Annotated in this window: 12 protein-coding genes and 1 pseudogene; 4 read left to right on the forward strand and 9 right to left on the reverse strand. The window is 41.9% G+C overall.

The features are described 5' to 3' along the window. Both E4T92_RS09780 and E4T92_RS11370 read left to right on the forward strand, forming a co-directional pair. Positions 1-3917: FG-GAP-like repeat-containing protein (locus E4T92_RS09780; RefSeq protein WP_135094537.1), on the forward strand; the 3917-nt coding region annotated here is incomplete at its 5' end. Positions 3918-4013: 96 nt separating this feature from the next. Beyond that, a pseudogene (locus tag E4T92_RS11370) lies at positions 4014-4303 on the forward strand (hypothetical protein); the annotation flags it as partial. 194 nt (positions 4304-4497) lie between these two features. Here the strand turns inward: E4T92_RS11370 and E4T92_RS09790 are convergent. The 4 genes from E4T92_RS09790 to E4T92_RS09810 form a co-directional block, all read right to left on the reverse strand. Continuing rightward, entirely contained in the window at positions 4498-5157 is a 660-nt protein-coding gene (locus E4T92_RS09790) for a hypothetical protein (RefSeq protein WP_135094539.1), read from the reverse strand. Positions 5158-5466: 309 nt separating this feature from the next. Beyond that, a complete protein-coding gene (locus tag E4T92_RS09800) occupies positions 5467-6006 on the reverse strand; it encodes an alpha/beta hydrolase (protein WP_135094541.1) in 540 nt (179 codons plus the stop codon). A gap of 61 nt (positions 6007-6067) precedes the next feature. Then, positions 6068-9754, reverse strand: a complete 3687-nt coding sequence (gene metH / locus E4T92_RS09805; RefSeq protein WP_135094543.1) for a methionine synthase — start codon at positions 9752-9754, stop codon at positions 6068-6070. A 225-nt stretch (positions 9755-9979) separates the two neighbouring features. After that, positions 9980-10996 carry a LacI family DNA-binding transcriptional regulator gene (locus tag E4T92_RS09810; protein ID WP_135094545.1) on the reverse strand — a complete coding sequence of 339 codons (1017 nt, stop codon included), beginning with the start codon at positions 10994-10996 and terminating at the stop codon, positions 9980-9982. A gap of 259 nt (positions 10997-11255) precedes the next feature. Between E4T92_RS09810 and E4T92_RS09815 the strand changes: the two genes are divergently transcribed. Together E4T92_RS09815 and E4T92_RS09820 are read left to right on the forward strand one after the other, a co-directional pair. Further along, positions 11256-11525, forward strand: a complete 270-nt coding sequence (locus E4T92_RS09815; RefSeq protein WP_077543115.1) for a PTS sugar transporter subunit IIB — start codon at positions 11256-11258, stop codon at positions 11523-11525. Positions 11526-11554: 29 nt separating this feature from the next. Beyond that, the gene (locus E4T92_RS09820) at positions 11555-12910 is read left to right on the forward strand and encodes a PTS ascorbate transporter subunit IIC (protein ID WP_135094546.1); all 1356 of its coding nucleotides are present in this window, start codon (positions 11555-11557) and stop codon (positions 12908-12910) included. Between the two features lie 127 nt (positions 12911-13037). Here E4T92_RS09820 and E4T92_RS09825 read toward each other — a convergent pair whose 3' ends face one another. The 5 genes from E4T92_RS09825 to leuA form a co-directional block, all read right to left on the reverse strand. After that, a complete protein-coding gene (locus E4T92_RS09825) occupies positions 13038-14699 on the reverse strand; it encodes an LTA synthase family protein (RefSeq protein ID WP_135094547.1) in 1662 nt (553 codons plus the stop codon). A 138-nt stretch (positions 14700-14837) separates the two neighbouring features. Continuing rightward, the gene (gene leuD, locus E4T92_RS09830) at positions 14838-15440 is read right to left on the reverse strand and encodes a 3-isopropylmalate dehydratase small subunit (RefSeq protein WP_135094548.1); all 603 of its coding nucleotides are present in this window, start codon (positions 15438-15440) and stop codon (positions 14838-14840) included. A 12-nt stretch (positions 15441-15452) separates the two neighbouring features. Further along, complete coding sequence (gene leuC, locus E4T92_RS09835) at positions 15453-16862, reverse strand: 3-isopropylmalate dehydratase large subunit (RefSeq protein WP_135094549.1); 1410 nt, start codon at positions 16860-16862, stop codon at positions 15453-15455. A gap of 77 nt (positions 16863-16939) precedes the next feature. Then, a complete protein-coding gene (leuB, locus tag E4T92_RS09840; protein WP_135094550.1) occupies positions 16940-18016 on the reverse strand; it encodes a 3-isopropylmalate dehydrogenase in 1077 nt (358 codons plus the stop codon). Positions 18017-18550: 534 nt separating this feature from the next. Further along, the gene (gene leuA, locus E4T92_RS09845) at positions 18551-20104 is read right to left on the reverse strand and encodes a 2-isopropylmalate synthase (protein WP_135094551.1); all 1554 of its coding nucleotides are present in this window, start codon (positions 20102-20104) and stop codon (positions 18551-18553) included. Positions 20105-20283: the final 179 nt, after the last annotated feature.

Consider the following 20283-nt stretch of genomic DNA (forward strand, 5'->3'; position numbering starts at 1 on the left):
ATGCTAACGGCAATGGTATCCCGGATGATCAAGAAAAAGCATTGGAAGATGTGGTGAAAGCCGCAGAAGACGCAGAAAAAGCAGCAGAAAAAGCGCTTGAAGATGCGAAATCTGATGGTGTGATCACACCTGAAGAGAAGAAAGCGGTTGAAGATGCAAATGCGGCTGTTGAAGCAGCGAAAGATGCAGCACAAAAAGCTATTGACAACTTGCCGGACAGCAAAGGTAAAGACGCATTACAAGGTCGTTTAGACGAAGTAAATCCGGTAGAGGTTCCTGATGTTACTGATGCTAACGGCAATGGTATCCCGGATGATCAAGAGAAAGCATTGGAAGATGTGGTGAAAGCCGCAGAAGATGCAGAAGAAGCGGCAGAAAAAGCACTTGAAGATGCGAAATCTGATGGTGTGATCACGGCTGATGAGAAAAAAGCGATTGAAGATGCAAATGCTGCGGTTGAAAAAGCAAAAGATGACGCACAAAAAGCACTTGATAATTTACCGGACAGCAAAGGTAAAGAGGAATTACAAGGTCGTTTAGACGAAGTAAATCCGGTAGAAGTACCACTGGTAACTCCAACTGAAGAAGCTGCATCGGCTATTATCACTCCTGTTACAACAGGCAATGATAAAGGTCAGGTTAAAATTCAATTACCTCAAGAGGCTGGAGTGGCTGAAATTACCTATACTGATGAAAATGGTAATCCACAAACTGTCACAGTAACAGGTGTTGCACAACCTAACGGTAATATTAGATGGACAGGACATGACAGCATTCGTAATGGGGTAGTGACATTACCAGCTGATGATGTGAAAGATGGTTCTACAGTTACTGTAAAAACTACACCTGCAGCCGCTAACAAGACACCTTCAACAACTACAGATCAAGCACCGGTAGATAAAGCCGTAGATGATTTAGTGAAAGCAGTTGAAGATGCACAAAAAGCAGCTCAAGATAAATTGGATAGTTTAGGTGATCCAAAAGTGGTAAGTCCAGAAGCTGTTGCTGAATTGGAGAAACTCAATAAAGCGGTAGATGATGCGAAAGCGGCTGCAAATGAAGCGCTCAGCAACGTAGATGATGCTTCACCTGAAAAAGCTGGGTTAAAAGAGAAAGTTGATTCAGCAAATGGTGTTGAGGTGCCAGCTGTAAACGATGCAAACAGTAACGGTATCCCGGATAATGTGGATGACTTGGTGAAAGCTGCAAAAGACGCCGACCAAGCGGCGAAAGATGCGTTAAAAGAAGCTCAGAAAGACGGTGTAATTAACCCGACTGAAAAAACCGAATTAGACGCAGCGCAGAAAGCAGCGAGTGATGCGAAAAAAGCAGCGGATGAAGCAGTGAAAGGTTTACCGGATAGTATTGAAGGTAAAGACACTTTACAAGGCACTGTTGATGCGTTAGACGGTATTCAAGTACCTGCAGTCAATGATGAAAACAGTAACGGTGTTCCGGATAGTGTTGATGACTTAGTTAATGCTGCAAAAGTTGCGGCGGAAGCAGCAAAAGACGCACTTGACAAGGCGAACTCAGATAACTCGATCACTCCTGAAGAGAAGAAAGCGATTGAAAATGCAAACGCTGCAGTTGAAGCAGCGAAAGATGCAGCACAGAAAGCAATCGACAGCTTACCGGATGGTCAAGGTAAAACAGCTGCACAAGCTGAGTTAGATAAAGCGAAGCCGGTAGATGTTCCTGATGTAACCATGACGGCTAAAATCACTTCTTATGACGATGATATTGGCGATGTTACGGGTACTTTCCTGAGCGGAACACAAACTGATGATGCTAACCCAATGCTTAAAGGTACAGCAACTAAACCAAACAGTACAGTTTACTTGTTTGAAAAAGATGCAGGTGGCCACTATGTGAAATTTGCAGAAGTTCAAGCTGATGCAAACGGAAACTGGACATATGACGTACCTCAAGAGAAAACATTGACGATTAAACAACATTCGTTCTATGCTTCAACGGAGAGTACAATACCTGCATCAACTGTAGAAAGCTTTGATATTACTGTTGTCCGTGGTTCGTCTCACACCTTTAGTGATGCGTCGATGAAAAAAGTTAGCATGAACGGAACAACAATTTCGTCATTAGGGCCACTTGGAAATAGTTTTGATAACTTAGCGGCTGTTTCTGTAAACCGTGCCGGTTATGATGTGATGACCTCTAATGGACAGGGTGGGTTTGGCTCTAAGCCACTTAGTATTGGTCAATCAACTTATTTACAAACAGGATTGGGTGACTTTAATGGAGATGGCTTGAATGACGTTGTGGCTGCTACACACGCAATAAGTTATAAACGGAATCCAAGTGTTGCAGGGGTAACTAGTTATACAGCTACTTTACCTGATTATAATCCGACTACAGCTAACATTACATTGATTTCAGGTCCTGAAGCGCAAGCACCAAGCGTTACGATTAATCATAATGGAGTACCAGCCACAGGTATTGCCGGTATCGGTGATGTAAACGGGGATGGTTTATCTGATGTTGCGGTATTAGGGCCAACGACTTCTAATGTATACTTTGGTAAACCATTTAGCCAAGGTGGTAACCCGGATCAAACCGGCTTAGAGTTTAATAAAGCTGAGGCTGATGTTACTGCAAAAGCACCACGTGCGGCGGCATTAGGTGACTTCAATAATGATGGTTATGCTGATGTTGTTACTAATAAAGGTATTTTCTTTGGTAGCAAAGAGGGTCTAAATAACAGCAACGTTCTGACCTTTAGTAATGAGGTTGATAGTGTAAATGCTGCCGGTGATGTGAATGGCGATGGCTATGCTGATGCGATAGTTGTTTCACCTGAACAAGATCGAGCTTATGTTCTTTTTGGTGGTAATAGCACAACACCTGTGTCATTTGGTGCTGATAGCATAACCGGCGGTAATGGTGGCATAATTATTAAAGGTAAAGAAGGCACATTCACTGATAAAACTGCCGTATCAGGTATTGGTGATTTAGATGGTGATGGCTTAGGTGATTATGTTATTGCAAATGAGACAGGCGGTAGCTTCGTATTATTTGGTGCGCCGGGTAATACAACGACTACGGTTGATTTAGAGAATATTGGCGTGCATGGTTTTATTATTCCTGAATCAGCAACTAAAGGTTTAGCTATTGCCGGTTTCTCTGACTTTAATGGTGATGGTTTGGTGGACTTTGCCTTACTACATAGCCCTGCAACAGCAAGTACGAATTCTAGAACTTCCAGCTCTGGAGATGTGATCCTTAACCCAGGGCAAGTAACTATTTTCTCAGGACATCGAGAGCTAAATGTACAGCCAACAATCACTGTAGAAAATGGTGAAGCACAAGGTACCGAGTTTAGCGATTTTATTGGCGGAACTAGCGGTGCTGATAAGGTATACGGTAATGGTGGTGCGGATGTTATTTACACCGGTTTTGGCAATGACACCATTGTACTAAATCAAAGCAACCTTGATGCCCTAGCTCGTACGAATAGTTATGAGCAGGATGGACGTTTCGCTCGTGTAGACGGTGGTCAAGGTGTTGATACATTATCTTTTGCAAGTGATGTAACAACGATTGATTTCTCTAAGATCACGAACGCAGGTGTCGGATATATGGCAACAGGTGTTGGCATGTCCCGTATCTCAAATATCGAAGTACTTGATTTAGATAAAGGAGAGAGTGCGAAAACACTGAAAATTGGTGTACAAGATGTACTTGACCTAAATCACCAGCTTAAAACATTTGGTCAATCTAAACACCAAGTGAAAGTATTAGGTGATGCTCAAGATAAAGTTGACCTTATCGGTGGTAACTGGGAAGAAGCAGGTACTGTCACTGATGGCGGTGTAACCTATAAAGCCTATAACCAGACAGGTGCAACTTATGGTGCACAACTTCTTGTAGAAGAGGCTGTTACTGTACAAATTGCTTAATTGTTGACTTGTATAGTCATTAACTAAAACCCCTCTTAGGAAAACCTAAGAGGGGTTTTTTAGTTGTGATATTTACCGATTATTCTATAAAAGATGAAGCAAAATACGAATGATTCTAATCGTTTAGAAAATATTGTTTTATTGAGTTATTAAGATGAGGCTATATTGTTGATGTAGGGAAACTAGATAGCAAAGGAATTGACTTTATTGCTCAAAAGTCTGATGAAATTTCATATATTCAAGTTGCCTTTTAAATCCCTGAAAATATCCACGAAATCAATAATCTTTTGTATATTAAAGATAACTATAAAAAGATCCTGATTACAGGAAAATACTATGAAAAACTCAAGATTGATGGGGTTGAAGTGGTTTATGTGATGGATTAGCTGTTATGGGAGTTTTTAATGCCGCGGGTAACAAGTTACCCTAGGTTATGCTAAGCTCCTTTAGGGGAGAAATACTTGCATAGTGAACAAAATGGGAGCGTAAAATTATGGTCAACTCCTTGTCTGCTATGTCTATATAATCTTCTTAAGGTTTAGATATGTTGTAGAAATAAAATATACTGGTAAGTCTAAACTTATTTATCTTTTATTACAGGGAAATATACTTCTTTTCTATTAATATAAAATAAAGTATCAAATAGAAAAAAGACAGAGGATATACTTGCAAGCATTAGACTATATAAAAGAAAAATAGATTTTTCTTCTGCATATTTAAAGGAGTCAATATATATTTTTATTAAAATAGGGTTATCTCCATTATTAGGTAATGAGTAGTAGAGTAATAATAAATATATAATTCCCCAACTAGCTACAGTTATAAACCTTCTTTTTTTAAAAGTGATCTTACATTGTTCACAATACTTCATTAATGTATCATTATTAGTCTGAATGGTTATTAATATTACATTATCTAGATGCTTAAAATTTTCGTCATATGATGTTCTATAGACTTTTAATCCCACTCTTGTAAGTAAATCTGAAATAAACATAACATAAATAAACTCCATGATAGGAAATAGAATAGAAAAAATTAATGAAAATGGAATTAGTAAAAATAAGTAATCAATAGGGTTCTTAAGATATATTTCCCACCTTTCTAATGCAGTTACAATTGATATGTTATATTTAACCTGGAAATATAAATCTAAATATGTTACTAATAATAAAAAGGAAATTAACCATTCAATTCCCATAATAGAAGATAGTGTTAATTTAAAATTTTTTATTTTTTCCATTTTACTCCAATTAAATATCATTTTGAATGCCGCTTTTTCTTTATATACTAAAGGAAAGTGGGGAAATGCTATATCTAATTCTAATAAATTAACTCTATTTCATCGCCACTTCCAACGACTTCACCCTTTCTCTCTCACTCCCCCCTGCGTTGTGCATAATCCATTGCCAGATCTTCATCAATTCTCCCTAGGGTGAAGTAATTAGAAGGGGGGGGGGGTGAAATACCAACCACAAATGCTAGCGGTTGGCACATGGCACATGGCGTAGCCTTCGGTGAGTTTTATTCGATACGTTGCTCCTTTTCAACTTTATGTCAGTAAACGAATAATTTCTAATAAAAGTGGAAATTCAGTTGCCCCTTCTCGATCAAGAAAATGTCCCCCCATTGGTAAGCAATGATACTCAGCTCCTAAATAATGTGCAAATCGTTGGCTGAACTCAGAAGGCACAATACTATCGTCTTGGGCTGTAATGACATAAGAATGCTCTGGTAAACAGGGGAGTTGTTTTGCATAATCTGTTATAAATTCATCTAACATCGGTAAACCCGGTACCGATTCGTAAAATCCAGAAACGAAAATTCCCGCCGTAATTTTTTGTTGAGTATGGGCAAGTAAACGAAGAGAAGCGATACATCCGAGGCTATGTCCGACTAAAATAGTTTCTGGTGTTAGAATCACATTTTGTAAATGATAATTGAGCCATTCTCGTGAGTTAGGTTGATGGCTATTTGGCATAGCTAACCGTTGGCAAGGAATGCCAATTTTTGTTAATTCTAATTCAAGCCAAGGAAACCAATGTTGGTCTTCATTTGCTGTATAACCGTGAGTAATATAGACTTGTTTCATATTATTAGCCCTCTAGAATCACCATAGATATTATTTACTACCTTTAATTGTTTTGAGTGCTTCACTTCATCACCACCCCCAACCACTTCTCCACCTCTTTCTCTCCCCAGCCTTTCCGTTTGGCATAATCCACTGCCTGATCTTCATCAATTCTTCCCAATGTGAAGTAGTTGGAAGCTGGGTGGGTGAAGTACCAGCCACAAACACTGGCGGCAGGCCACATGGCGTAGCTTTCGGTGAGTTTCATGCCGATGCGTTGTTCTACCTCCAGTAAATCCCAGATGATCTGTTTTTCGGTGTGTTCAGGGCAACTTGGGTAGCCGGGGGCAGGGCGAATGCCGATGTAATCTTCACGGATCAAGCGGTCGTTTTCAAAGGTTTCTTTGCTATATCCCCAGATTTTCGTGCGAAGTTCAAAGTGCAGATATTCCGCCATCGCTTCGGCAAGTCGATCGCCAACGGCTTGCAGTAAAATCGCATTGTAGTCGTCCCCTGCGGCTTTGTAGCCTTCCACTAAATCGTGTTCTTCTGTCCCTGCACAAACGGCGAACATGCCGAACCAATCTTGCTTACAGCTCTCTTTGCTTGCGATAAAATCGCTTAAACAAAGATTGTACGGGCTTTTGCTGTTTTTACCCCTTTCACCTTGTTGGCGGAGATGATAGGCCTTGCCTGCCACTAAAGTGCGGTCAGAATTTTGATAGATTTCAATATCATCGCCCACGCTGTTGGCCGGGAAGATTCCCATCACACCGCTAGGGTTGAGCTTGTGATTTTGCTCTAATTCGTCCAACACTTTTTGTGCATCATTATAGACTTTACGGGCTTCTTCACCGCCTTCAGGATAGTCAAAGGCATCAGGGTAGCCGCCCATCAAGCCCCATAAGCGGAAGAATGGCGACCAGTCGATAAATTGGCGTAACGTAGCAATCGGCACATTTTTATATTCGATAACGCCTATCTGGTTTGGCACAGGCACTTGATAATCCGCCCATTCGCCGCTGAAGGCATCAAAGCGGTTGGCTCTGGCTTCTTCAATTGGTAACTGCTTGCGGGGTGCTTTTTTGTTGGCAAAGGCTTGCTGGATTTTTTCGTATTCTTGTTTCGTTCTCGCCCATAGTTCTGCTTTAGTTTCCGGATTCATCAACGCCGCACAGACGGTCACGGCACGGGAGGCATTGGTGGTGTAAATCACTTCGTGCTGATATTTCGGGTAAAGTTTAATCGCTGTGTGTTCTTTGGAGGTGGTCGCTCCGCCGATAATGACGGGAATATTCAATTTCAGGCGGTTCATTTCGCCTAAAAAGTATTCCATTTCATCGAGGGACGGCGTGATCAACCCACTCAAGCCGATAATATCCGCGTTTTCGTCAATCGCTGTTTGAATAATTTTATCCGCCGGCACCATCACGCCAAGATCAATCACTTCAAAATTATTACATTGCAACACCACGCTGACGATATTTTTGCCGATGTCGTGCACATCGCCTTTGACAGTAGCGATCACGACTTTTCCATTTGATGAGCCTTTTTGTTTGGTCGCATTGATAAATGGCTCTAAATAGGCGACTGACTGTTTCATCACCCGTGCCGATTTCACCACTTGGGGTAAGAACATTTTACCGTCCCCAAATAAATCACCGACCACGTCCATACCGTCCATCAATGGCCCTTCGATCACCTCTAATGGTGTCGGGAATTTTTGGCGGGCTTCTTCGGTATCTTCCACAATATAGGTAGTGATTCCTTTCACCAAGGCGTGTTTTAAGCGTTCTTCCACTGACCAAGTGCGCCATTCTGCGACAGAATCGACCGCACTTTCGTTACCTTGATGACGATATTTTTCCGCAATATCCAATAGACGTTCAGTTGCATCAGGGTGGCGATTAAGCACCGCATCTTCCACGACTTCACGCAGTTCGGGATCGAGATCGTCATAAATCGCTAGTTGTCCCGCATTGACAATCCCCATATCCATTCCTTGTTTAATGGCATGGTAGAGGAATACCGCATGTATGGCTTCACGCATGGCATTATTGCCTCGGAAGGAGAAGGATACATTGGATACTCCACCTGAAATTTTGGCGTGCGGTAAGGTACGTTTGATTCGCCCTGTGGCATTGATAAAATCCACACCGTAGTTATTGTGTTCTTCGATCCCTGTGCCAATGGCGAAAATATTCGGGTCAAAAATAATATCTTCGGGTGGAAAGCCCACTTGATCGACCAAAATCCGATAAGCACGGGTGCAGATTTCCACTTTTCGATCTTCGGTATCTGCTTGCCCCACTTCATCAAATGCCATCACAACCACTGCCGCACCGTATTTACGCACCAATTTGGCTTGTTGGATAAATTTTTCCTCCCCCTCTTTCAGTGAAATGGAGTTCACAATGCCTTTCCCTTGAATCGCTTGCAAACCTGCCTCAATTACTTCCCATTTACTTGAATCGATCATCACAGGTACTTTGGCGGCATCGGGTTCTGTTGCCATAATGTTGAGGAAACGGGTCATACATTTTTGCGAGTCGAGTAGGGCTTCGTCCATATTCACATCGATCACTTGTGCGCCGTTTTCTACTTGTTCAATCGCAATCTCAATGGCTTCAGCAAATTTTTCTTCTTTGATTAATTTTTTGAATTTTGCCGAACCCGTCACATTATTGCGTTCCCCCACATTGACAAACAAACTGTCGTCATCAATATTGAGTGGCTCAAGCCCAGACAACCTCATGGCAGTTTTAATTTCAGGCAATCGGCGTGGTGGAATGTTTGCCACCGCTTCTGTAAAGGCTTTAATATGTTCGGGCGTTGTGCCGCAGCAACCTCCGATAATATTCACAAAACCGCTCTCCGCCCATTCTTTTAATTGCGCTGCCATCTCTTCTGCGCCTAAATCATAGCCACCAAAGGCATTCGGCAAACCGGCGTTAGGATGAACGGAAACATAGGTTTCGCTGATTTTGGAAAGTTGTTCCACATATTGACGCAGCTCTTTCGGCCCTAATGCACAGTTTAATCCGAAACTGATCGGTTTAGCGTGGCGAAGGGAGTTGTAGAAGGCTTCAGTGGTTTGTCCTGAGAGTGTTCGTCCCGAGGCATCGGTGATCGTGCCTGAGATCATAATCGGCAGCGCTACACCCAATTCTTCAAATACCGTTTCAATGGCAAATACTGCTGCTTTGGCGTTGAGCGTGTCGAAAATGGTTTCGATCATAATTAAATCTGAGCCACCTTCTATCAAACCTCGAGTGGCTTCTGCATAGGCTTCTACTAATGCCATAAAGGTGATATTCCGAAAACCGGGATCGTTCACATTTGGGGAAATGGAGGCGGTTCGATTGGTTGGGCCTAGAATGCCGGCGATAAAACGTGGTTTTTCCGGTGTGCTGTATTTATCCGCCGCAAGACGTGCCAATTTTGCACCGGCAAAATTTAATTCATAGGCAATGGACTGTAACTCGTAATCTGCCTGTGCAATGGTCGTGGCACTAAAGGTATTGGTTTCAATAATATCGGCACCCGCCTCAAGGTATTTTTCGTGAATAGCGGAAATCAAGAGTGGTTGGGTAAGTGTGAGTAAATCGTTATTACCACGTACATCAATCGGGCTGTTTTTAAAACGTTCACCGCGGAAATCTGCCTCGGTGAGTTTATATTGTTGGATCATCGTCCCCATAGCACCATCAAGGATTAAAATGCGTTGGGCAAGAGCGTTTTTGAGTGGGGTTAGAGTATTTTTTTGCATGGTTTAGTTATAGAACAGGATCATTGCAATGATAATAGGCAGATGTCTTTGCTGTGTCAATGAAGAAAGTGCGGTTAAAAATCTTCATAATTTTGACCGCACTTGATGTATGAAATGTTGTTCAGCTATTGTGAGTTTTATAATGATAATGTCGTTATTCAAGATAGTGATCAGCAATTTAGCGCTATCTTGATTTAAGTGTTCAGATAACCCCTTTCTGCTTTATTAGGCACTATCCCGAATAATGAGCCGAGTCTCAAGCTGAATGGTTTCTTTTTCTAAGGAGTGATGAGTATCTTGGAGGCATTGTTTTAATTTTTCACCGGCAATTTTTCCTAACTGCTCATAGGGAATTTGAATTGTTGTTAATGTAGGGTAGGCGGCTTGACCGACTTCTAATCCACCTAAGCCGGCAATCGCGACTTTATAAGGGATCGCATAATGCTTGCGTTGTGCTTCAAATAACGCTCCGCAAGCTAATTCATCAGAAAGGAAAATTAATGCGTCCACTTTATCCCAAGTCAATAATGCCTCATTGAATAATTTTGCCCCACCGGAAAAGGAGGGGATTTCTGCACTGTGAAGAATGAGCTGAGGATCTCGAAAGCGTGAGAGGAGTGTTTTATGCCAGCTTTCAAGATATTGTTGGAAAATTGCCTGCTGTTGTCTGGCACAGAGTAACCCGATTTCTTGATAACCTTGTTTGATTAAATAATCAATCATCATTTCGACCGCACTTTTAACATCGACACACACATTAATACCAAGTGGTGTACGTTGTTTTGAGCCGATTTCAATGCAAGGCAAGCCACTATTGGCAATCCAATTTCGTTCGGATAAAGGTACATTCAAATTAATCAGAATGACCGCAGAGGGGGAATAATTCACTAACTCTCGTAACCAATTCGGTTTACCTGCAATTAGAATAATCAGTTGAATATCTACATCATCAAGGGCTTTTTGTAAGCCGTTGAGTATCAGAGTATTTTCCGTTGCAGTGATAGAAGGCGTAACGATCACAATATTGCGTGAAGTATTAGAGGCTAATTCTCGAGCGGCAGAATTAGGAACATAGCCCAAAGTTTCAATGGCTTGCTGAATTTTTTCACGAAGTTCTGCCGAGACCTGTTCTGGGGTACGTAGTGCACGTGAAACGGTCATTTGTCCTACGCCTGCCAATTTTGCGACATGCGATAAAGTGACTTTACCGGATGAACGGCGATGTTTTCCTAAAAGAGTCATTCTTAGTATATCCAAATGTTAAGCCTGCCTGATTTTAGCAAAAAGGCTTTATGAAAAAAATGTTAACCAGATCACATTTCTGAATATTGCTTATTGATAACGCTATCATTCAGTCATAGACTTGCTTTAACTTAATTGTCGGTGAGGCAATTATGCTGGAAATAATAGACTTTTAATGACTAGGTTTCTGATCTTCATACAATTTTAGAAAAGTCTAACCCTTATTCATTCAATCCTCTCTCATTATAGGAGAAACATTATGAAAATTATGGCTGTTTGCGGACATGGTATTGGTAGTAGCTTTATGATGGAAATGAACATTAAAAAAGCCTTAAAGAAATTAGGCATTGAGGCAGAAGTCGCTCATACCGATCTCGCTTCGGTAACGGTCGATGATGCCGATGTTTTCGTTATGGCACGTGATATAGCAAAAAGTAGCCCGATTCCCGAAGATCGTGTCATTGTGATGAAAAATATTGTCAGCGTGACTGAATTTGAAGAAAAACTTGGTGAATATTTTAATCGCTAACTTTGTTTCATTATCAGAAGGAACACAAAATGGAATCTATTCTTTTCTTTATCCTTGATATTCTTAAAGTCCCTTCCATTCTGGTGGGTTTAATCGCACTTGTCGGTTTGCTTATGCAGAAAAAATCTTTTCCGGACGTGATTAAGGGAACGATTAAAACTATCTTAGGTTTTATTGTATTAGGCGGAGGGGCCGGCGTATTGGTTGGTTCACTTTCGCCATTAGGCGGTATGTTTGAATATGGTTTTAATGTACAGGGGATTATCCCGAATAATGAAGCCATTGTTTCCATGGCAATTGAAAAATATGGAACCGCAACCGCACTTATTATGGCATTTGGAATGGTCGCCAATATTATTGTTGCTCGTTTTACCCGTTTAAAATTTATTTTCTTAACCGGTCATCACACATTTTATATGGCCTGTATGATAGCCGTAATACTTACCGTGGCAGGTTTAGACGGTGTGGAATTAATTTTTACCGGTGCGCTTACACTTGGTTTAATCATGGCATTCTTCCCTGCGATTGCACATGTTTATATGAAGAAAATTACTGAAAGCGATGAGGTTGGATTTGGCCATTTTGGTACTTTGGGCTATGTGCTTTCAGGGGCACTTGGTCAAGTGTTCGGGAAAGGCTCTAAATCCACCGAAGAAATGGATTTGCCTAAAAATCTAAGTTTCTTGCGTGATAGCTCGATTTCTATTTCTCTAACCATGATGGTGATTTATTTTATTCTTGCAATCGCCTCTGGACGTGATTATGTTAGCCAGCATTATAGCCATGAGCAACACTATTTGGTTTATGCGGCAATTCAAGCTATTACCTTCGCTGCCGGGGTATTTATTATCTTACAAGGCGTGCGTTTAATTTTAGCTGAAATTGTACCCGCCTTTACCGGTATTTCTGAAAAATTAGTACCGAATGCAAAACCGGCATTAGATTGCCCTATCGTATTCCCCTATGCTCCAAATGCAGTATTAATCGGTTTTCTTTCTAGTTTTGTTGGTGGGATTGTCGGGCTTGCCTTGTTGAACCAATTGAATTGGGTATTAATCCTTCCGGGCGTTGTACCGCATTTCTTTTGTGGTGCGACAGCCGGTGTATTTGGTAATGCAACAGGTGGTCGCCGTGGCGCGATAATAGGGGCATTTGCCCAAGGGTTATTGATCACTTTCCTGCCGGTATTCTTACTTCCTGTGTTAGGTTCGTTAGGTTTTGCCAATACGACTTTCTCTGATGCTGACTTTGGTGGTGTGGGAATTGTACTTGGTTACATGGCTCAATATTTTTCCAAAGATATGATCACATTCTCGATAGTCGGTATCTTTATCGTGTTGGTGATTTATAACTATGTGGTGAAAAAAACAAAGGTAGAATCCTAATATTTAGGAAATAACGAGTGGGCGGTTTTAATTTAGCCCACTCGTGGGTTATGTTGGCTTACTATTCCTTAACTTCAGACGAAGGAAATGATAACAGAAGCAAGATAATGTTTCGTGGCTTCAACCATTATTGTGCAATTTTTAAGGTTTGATAGAGATAGTGACGATAGTCATCAACGAACTGCTTATTCGGACTATCTTCCAGTTTTCCTTCACTTAATTGGCGCATCGCTTTATTGGCTTCCATAAACTTATCTTGTGCTGATAATCCGGCAACATCTAACAATAAACCGCCTGCAAAGGCAAGATCAAGGAAATCTTGTTCTTGTTTGAATGGCGTAGTTGCATTACTTCTCACGACAAATTGAGTGATGTAATCAGGGAAAGGAAAATCGCCTTTTTTTGCCGGAATAGCGTTATCAAATGCCACTTGATGATCACCAAAATAGCCGAAAACAAAGGGTTTGTTGCGTTGATGTAAATATTCGTCCATCTTCTCAATCGCTTCATTGAGTGCCACGATGCGTTGAGTGTAATCATTGAGTGAGGAAATGCTCTTCTCATTTAAAGTTGGCATTTCAAGGTGATAGATATTTTCCATATCTAAATTATAAGGGCCGTGCTCACGCATGGTTAAAACATAGATAAATATTGGCTGGTTAATTTTTTCGAGTGAAGGATGTTGCTTTTCTAAGATCATTCTCGTGTATGTCATCATTTCTTCACTGCTGATTGTCCATAAATTTTTGCTTAATGGCGCAGGATAGCCCAAATCTTGGGGTTGCAACATTAAGTCAAAGCCAAAATGATCATAAGCGGACTTTGCATTGTAATTGCCTTTGGTAAAAGGAGAGAGCGCTACGCAGAAATAGCCCTGTGCACGTAAATTTTTAATTAAGCCCGATTTTAAATGCGGCACGACGGAATAAAAAACACCGCTGGCTAATGCACCAAAATCCGTGCAAGGCACGCCGGCAAGGAAAGCAAATTCGGAACGCCAAGTGGCACCGGCAAAAGTATGTACTCGCAAGGGAGACATAAAGACAGTATCCTTTTGCTGTTCAAACATTGGCAGTGGTGGAATGTTTTGCCGAGTGAAAGCGAATTGGTGAGGATTAAGTGTGGATTCTAATAATGCCACCACAATATCCGGTTTGTCGGTTGCTGGGGTTGGCCCGGTTTGTTGTGCGTAAAGTGCAGTCATTTTTTTCGTAAAATTTTCACTTTCACCTGAAAATTGCGGCACTTTGAAGAAAATTCCCCGACAAGACATCGGCAAATTTAAAAACACATCACGCCCATCATCAGGTAAAGAATCAAGCCAAACCTGTAAAGCCTGAGGATTTTTAGAATAATGCCACATTAGGGAAAAACTCCCGAGCAATAAAATCCCTCCGAATATATGCCCGAATATCCCCAGTGATTCGGTATCTGACCAACCGAAAATGGCATAACCAAGTAATGTAAGTAAGCCAATTACACCAACTAAGGCACCCTTATAGTGCAATAGGGTTTCCCAGTTGCGCCAATCGACCACTAGAAAAAAATCGGAAATGAGCAAAGGTTGTTTATAGTAATGGATTTTTAAGCGGTGGAATAGCATCAGCGCCACAAAAAACACAGAGGAAAAATTGAGCGCGCGTTGCCATTGTCCTGTCAAGGTGAGCATTCCACCAAAGAAGAAAACAAATAATGAAATCGCAAAAAGATATGTCCAACGATAATGAGAGTTCACAATAAAAATTATTGCCGCAATCGTAAATAAAGATAGAAAGGTGTAAGCAATCATTGTGCTGTTCCTTAGAATAATCAATATAAAAGCGTGGAAGATAATAGGGGGAAGGGGAAAGTCTGTCAAACGCTATGGAAACATTTAGGTAAAAGTGCGGTTAAAAACACCGAGATTTTTAACCGCACTTTTGTAGGATTAACGCAAAAATGCCGGGATATTTTTCTCGTATTCGGCGATCTTGTCCTCGTGCTGAAGGGTTAAGCCGATATTATCTAAGCCGTTTAATAAGCAATGACGGCGGAATTCGTCCAGTTCAAAGTGATAGACTTTCTCGCCTACGGTCACGGTCATGGCTTCCAAATCCACATGAATTGGTTTGCCTTCATTCGCCCATACCCATTGGAAAATTTCTTCTACTTCTTGCTCGCTCAAACGAATCGGCAACATATGATTGTTTAAGCTATTATTGTAGAAAATATCCGCAAAACTTGGGGCAATCATCACTTTAAAACCGTAATCGGCGAGTGCCCAAGGGGCGTGTTCACGGGAAGAACCGCAACCAAGATTTTTACGGGCAAGTAAAATGGTTGCCCCTTGATATTGTGGAAAATTCAGCACAAATTCCGGATTAGGTTGTGTGCCTTCCACATCTAAATAACGCCATTCGTGGAATAAATGTTTGCCAAAGCCTACACGGGTAATGGCTTGTAGAAATTGTTTGGGAATGATGGCATCGGTGTCCACATTGGCTGCATCCAAGGGTACCACTAAGCCTGAAAGTTGTTTAAATCCTGCCATTTTTGTTTCCTCTTAATTTAATGCCACATCACGAATATCAACAAATTTACCGAACATTCCTGCTGCCGCAGCCATTGCCGGGCTGACAAGGTGTGTTCGTCCGTTGCGACCTTGGCGACCCTCAAAGTTACGGTTGCTGGTGGAGGCACAACGTTCCCACTCGCCTAAACGGTCGTCATTCATCCCTAAACACATAGAGCATCCCGGGTTACGCCATTCTGCGCCTGCTTCGATAAAGATTTTATCTAAGCCTTCTTTTTCTGCTTGTTCTTTTACCAAGCCTGAACCCGGCACGACTAAAATGCGTTTCACGTTATCTGCTTTTTTACGCCCCTTCATCACTGCTGCGGCAGCACGCAAATCTTCAATGCGGGCATTGGTGCAAGAGCCGATAAACACTTGATCGACAGCAATATCCTTTAAATTCGTATTAGCTTCTAAACCAATATATTGCAAAGCTTTTTCTGCAGACGCACGGGTAACGGGATCGTCCATTTCTGTTGGATTCGGCACTAATTGGTTGATGCCGATAACTTGCCCGGGATTCGTTCCCCAAGTGACCTGCGGTGCAATATCTTTTGCTTCTAAGGTAACCACTGTGTCAAATTGTGCATCTTCATCGGATTTTAAGGTTTTCCAATATTCCACCGCATCGTCCCAATCTTGACCTTTCGGCGCATGAGGGCGACCTTTTAAATATTCAAAGGTCGTTTCATCCGGGGCGATTAAGCCTGCTTTTGCCCCCATTTCAATGGCCATATTGCAGACTGTCATTCTGCCTTCCATCGAAAGATCACGAATTGCCTCACCGCAAAATTCTACAACGTGTCCTGTACCGCCTGCCATGGTGGTTTTACCGATGATAGCAAGGATAATATCTTTTGCGGTAATCCCTGGTGCAACTTTGCCACGGACTTCAATTTTCATACTTTTGGCTCGGGCTTGCTTTAAGGTTTGTGTGGCTAAAACGTGTTCCACTTCTGATGTGCCGATACCAAATGCTAATGCCCCGAATGCACCATGGGTGGCAGTGTGCGAGTCGCCGCAAACAATCGTCATACCGGGAAGGGTTAAACCCTGTTCCGGCCCCATTACATGCACAATGCCTTGTTCTTTGGTTTTCATATCAAACAACTGAATACCGGTAGCTTTGGTGTTTTTTTCAAGTTCTAATACTTGAATTTTTGCCTGACCTTCTAATTTATTCACATCACGCACTTGCGTGGAAATGCTGTGATCCATCGTGCCAAAGGTTTTACCCACTTGACGCACATTGCGACCTGCCACACGCAAACCGTCAAAGGCTTGTGGGCTGGTGACCTCGTGGATCAGATGGCGGTTAATATACAAAATCGGCGTTTCGCCTTCCGCTTCATACACAATGTGAGAGTCAAATAATTTTTGATAAAGTGTTTTTGCCATAATCTTTTTCTCTATTTTATTGAGGGGAAAGTGCGGTGAAAAAAGATAGAATTTTTGACCGCACTTTCAGCCACGGGTTAAAGTGCGTTTGTAATCAAAGTGCCCATTTCCGCCGTAGAGATGGGGGCCGAATCATCGGCTAAATCGCCGGTACGATAGCCGGCAGCCAAAACTTTTTGTACAGCATTCTCAATAGCATCAGCTGCTTCATTTAAGTTAAAGCTATAACGTAGCATCATTGCCGCCGATAAAATTTGTGCGATAGGATTGGCAATACCTTTGCCGGCGATATCCGGTGCAGAACCGCCGGCTGGTTCGTATAAGCCAAAGCCTTCTTCATTTAAACTGGCGGAAGGCAACATTCCCATTGAACCAGTGATCATGGCTGCTTCATCGGAAATAATATCGCCGAAAATGTTGGAGCAGAGCAGGACATCAAAAGATTCCGGTGCTTTGATTAATTGCATAGTGGCATTGTCGATATACATATTTTCAACGGTCACTTCAGGATATTCCTTTGCGATTTCCGCCACGGTTTCACGCCATAAAATTGAACTTTGCAATACGTTCGCCTTATCTACGGAAGTGACGTGTTTACGGCGTTTCATTGCCGCTTCAAAAGCCGCACGGGCAATGCGTTCAATTTCGTATTTGTAATAGACTTCTGTATCAAATGCTTTGGTTTGCGCCCCTTCGCCTTCACGACCTTTCGGCTGACCAAAGTAAATACCGCCGGTTAATTCACGCACCACCACCATATCAAAGCCTTTCGCCGCAATATCCGCACGTAAAGGACAGAATTTTTCTAACCCTTTGTAAAGGGTTGCCGGACGGAGGTTGCAAAATAATTTGAAATGTTTACGCAATGGCAAGAGTGCACCACGTTCCGGCTGTTGATCCGGTGGTAAATTTGTCCACTTAGGGCCTCCAACAGAACCGAATAAAATTGCATCGGCGTTTTCACAACCTTTTAAGGTTTCAGCCGGCAATGGACACCCACAATTGTCAATTGCCGCACCACCGACATAAAATTCATTAAAGTTGAATTTAATATTGAATTTCTCTTGGATTTTGTTAAGGACTTTTATTGCCTCCGCCATGACTTCAGGGCCGATTCCGTCACCGGGGAGGATTGCGATGTTGTATGATTTCATTTTGGTTTTTCCTATTTTGTTTAAATTTTATTTTAAATTAGCATCGGGTTTCGCCGATGGCGACCTACTTTCTTTTACTCGTGTAAAAGAAAGTAGGCAAAGAAAACACGCCCCAGTTAAATCGCTGATCTTTGCTTTATTGTCATTTTCTTAACGCTAAATTTGTAAACTCGCTACGCTCAAACAGTACAAATTTAGCTAAAAATGCCAAGTCGCAAAGGCGATTTATATGGGGCCCCGAATTAATCGGCACATCATTTGAAAAGTGCGGTTGGTTTTAACAATATTTTTAAGATATAAAAATATCTAGAATTTTAACCGCACTTTATCGGGTTCCCTTCTTTGCCGCCTTTGTGGAATTGAATTTGTAGGAAATTTTCGTCTGTTTGAGCGTAGCGAGTTCAGAAAATTTCCGTTAAGCAAATTCAATGGAACAAAGGGTTAAGGCAAAGCAGGGTTGCTTTTCTTTTGGTTACTTTTCTTTGGCAAAGCAAAGAAAAGTAACTCGCCCTTCAGGGCGAAACCTGAACGGGATTAAGCCCCGACTGCTTTATGATGTTTAATATCCGCAACTTTCTGAGATCGATAAATCGCATTAATCGCATGCACCAACGCCAATGCTGAGGATTCCACAATATCCGTTGCTAAACCAACACCGTGGAATTTGCGTCCCTCGTGTTCCACCACAATATCCACTTGGCCTAAGGCTTCCGCACCTTCTCCCTTAGCGGTTAAATTGTAGTGAGACATTTTGATATCTAAGCCCGTTAAGGTCAAAATGGCGTTATATACTGCATCCACAGGGCCGTTACCGCCGATAGAAGATGTGCTTAATTTTTCTCCGTCTAATTGTAATTGAACAAATGCCGTTGCCGGATATTCTTTGGTGGAGTGGGCGGAAAGTTTATCTAATACCAAACGATCTTCATCACCTTGCTGCATATCAATAAATGCCAAGGCTTCCAAATCGTAATCAAACACTTGTCCTTTTTTGTCTGCCAATTTCAAGAAGGCATCATATAATTTATCCAAATCATAATCTTGCTCGGTATAACCCATATCCGCCATATGACCTTTCACTGCGGCACGACCGGAACGGGCGGTGAGGTTTAATTTTTCTTTTTTCAACCCGATGGTTTCCGGCGACATAATTTCGTAGGTATTTTTGTTTTTCAACATACCGTCTTGATGGATACCTGAGGAATGGGCGAAGGCGTTAGAACCCACGATGGCTTTATTTGGTTGAATCGGCATATTGCAAAGCTGGCTCACCATTTGGCTGACACGGTGGATTTCTTGTGTGTTAATGCGGGTATCCACACCAAACAATTCCTGACGGGTTTTAATTGCCATCACCACCTCTTCAAGGGCGGTATTACCGGCACGTTCACCGATACCATTGACGGTACATTCAATCTGACGTGCACCATTTTGTACAGCAGTTAAGGAATTGGCAGTTGCCATACCTAAATCGTTGTGGCAATGCACGGAAATCACCGCTTTATCGATATTCGGCACACGATTACGCACCTGAGCGATAATGTTGCCATATTCTATTGGTAAACAATAACCTACGGTATCGGGAATATTGACGGTTGTCGCACCGGCGTTGATGGCGGCTTCTACAATACGACAAATATTATCAATGCCCGTACGCCCCGCATCTTCGCAGGAAAATTCCACATCATCGGTGTAATTACGGGCTCGTTTTACTGCGGCAACTGCCATTTCCACGACATCATCAAAAGTGCGTTTTAATTTGGCTTCCACGTGTAAGGCAGAGCTGGCGATGAAGGTGTGAATACGGAAGGCCTCTGCCACCTTCAAGGCTTCGTAGGCGGCATCAATATCTTTATCTACCGCACGGGATAACGCCGCTACACGTGAATGCTTGATATGGCGTGCAATGGTTTGTACCGATTCAAAATCTCCCTGAGAGGATACCGGAAAGCCCACTTCCATCACATCGACCCCTAAGCGTTCCAACGCTAAAGCAATTTGCAATTTTTCCTTAACGGTCAAGCTCGCTTTTAATGCTTGTTCACCGTCACGCAACGTGGTGTCAAAAATAATTACGCGATCTGTCATAACAATGTCCTTTTAAAAATAGTGCCGAAAGTGCGGTTATTTTTTACAAAATTTTTTAAATAAAAACCCGCAATTCTATGAAGTGCGGGTTAGTTTTTGTTTTTTACATTTAATGGTTTTTCATCCACAAGCTAGCCGCACAAAGAATGTGTGAGCAGCAGATTGAGTGATAAAGAAAC

This window comes from Pasteurella sp. WM03 (genome assembly GCF_004570945.1).
In the GTDB taxonomy this organism is placed as follows: domain Bacteria; phylum Pseudomonadota; class Gammaproteobacteria; order Enterobacterales; family Pasteurellaceae; genus Rodentibacter.

Bases quoted from the DNA above. Each gene is read 5' to 3' on its own strand.
- E4T92_RS09790 (WP_135094539.1), bottom strand. From the start codon at position 5,157: ATGGAAAAAATAAAAAATTTTAAATTAACACTATCTTCTATTATGGGA.
- E4T92_RS09800 (WP_135094541.1), bottom strand. From the start codon at position 6,006: ATGAAACAAGTCTATATTACTCACGGTTATACAGCAAATGAAGACCAA.
- metH (WP_135094543.1), bottom strand. From the start codon at position 9,754: ATGCAAAAAAATACTCTAACCCCACTCAAAAACGCTCTTGCCCAACGC.
- E4T92_RS09810 (WP_135094545.1), bottom strand. From the start codon at position 10,996: ATGACTCTTTTAGGAAAACATCGCCGTTCATCCGGTAAAGTCACTTTA.
- E4T92_RS09815 (WP_077543115.1), top strand. From the start codon at position 11,256: ATGAAAATTATGGCTGTTTGCGGACATGGTATTGGTAGTAGCTTTATG.
- E4T92_RS09820 (WP_135094546.1), top strand. From the start codon at position 11,555: ATGGAATCTATTCTTTTCTTTATCCTTGATATTCTTAAAGTCCCTTCC.
- E4T92_RS09825 (WP_135094547.1), bottom strand. From the start codon at position 14,699: ATGATTGCTTACACCTTTCTATCTTTATTTACGATTGCGGCAATAATT.
- leuD (WP_135094548.1), bottom strand. From the start codon at position 15,440: ATGGCAGGATTTAAACAACTTTCAGGCTTAGTGGTACCCTTGGATGCA.
- leuC (WP_135094549.1), bottom strand. From the start codon at position 16,862: ATGGCAAAAACACTTTATCAAAAATTATTTGACTCTCACATTGTGTAT.
- leuB (WP_135094550.1), bottom strand. From the start codon at position 18,016: ATGAAATCATACAACATCGCAATCCTCCCCGGTGACGGAATCGGCCCT.
- leuA (WP_135094551.1), bottom strand. From the start codon at position 20,104: ATGACAGATCGCGTAATTATTTTTGACACCACGTTGCGTGACGGTGAA.